The sequence below is a fragment of the Acetobacter sacchari genome, assembly GCF_017377715.1.
In the GTDB taxonomy this organism is placed as follows: domain Bacteria; phylum Pseudomonadota; class Alphaproteobacteria; order Acetobacterales; family Acetobacteraceae; genus Acetobacter; species Acetobacter sacchari.
Genome location: NZ_JAFVMF010000060.1, coordinates 1 through 581, shown reverse-complemented (window position 1 = coordinate 581; position 581 = coordinate 1). Strand labels below are relative to the sequence as shown.

The 581-nt window shown below is 44.4% G+C and carries 1 pseudogene; it reads right to left on the bottom strand.

The window, feature by feature from the left end:
* Positions 1–158: 158 nt before the first annotated feature.
* Positions 159–581: pseudogene (locus J2D73_RS20245) on the bottom strand (hypothetical protein); the annotation flags it as partial.

Genomic DNA, 581 nt, shown 5'->3' with positions numbered 1-581 from the left:
GCCATGATCTTCGTCGCCATGGGCGCCAATCTCATGCGCAGAAATGCTCACCCGTAATTTTCTAAACAGGCTCTTACTGGTATTTATTATCATAATTTATTTTATAAATAATTTCAATATCCCGCATTAATTGCACTACATAAAATCCTCAATACACTTCATTCTCCAACATAAACGGGATCACCCTGATGGAGCAATCTCGAGCTCAAATATTCCGGAGTAAGTCGCTTTAATCCTCCAACAATATTCGAACTGATGCCCGCTTCCGTCAACGCCAAACCACATGCGGCTGCGGCAACAATGTTGCCAACACGCCGAGTTTGATCCAATTTGGTCGCGATCATCATTCTTGTTCGAGCTTTTTGAAATATCTCCGCTATATCAGCTGACTCTTCAGAATCCATACCCGCGGGAAGCGCAAGGCACAATTGCGCTCCCGCAACTGCACGAATTTCGACAAGAATAGCGTGAGCATCAGCACTGTAAACGTCTATAGCTTCGGTATCTATTAGAACAGGTTGTCCGTTCTTAGAGCCTGTTTGGAAAATCGGTCTGATGTGATTCAAGCTCTGGATGTGGAC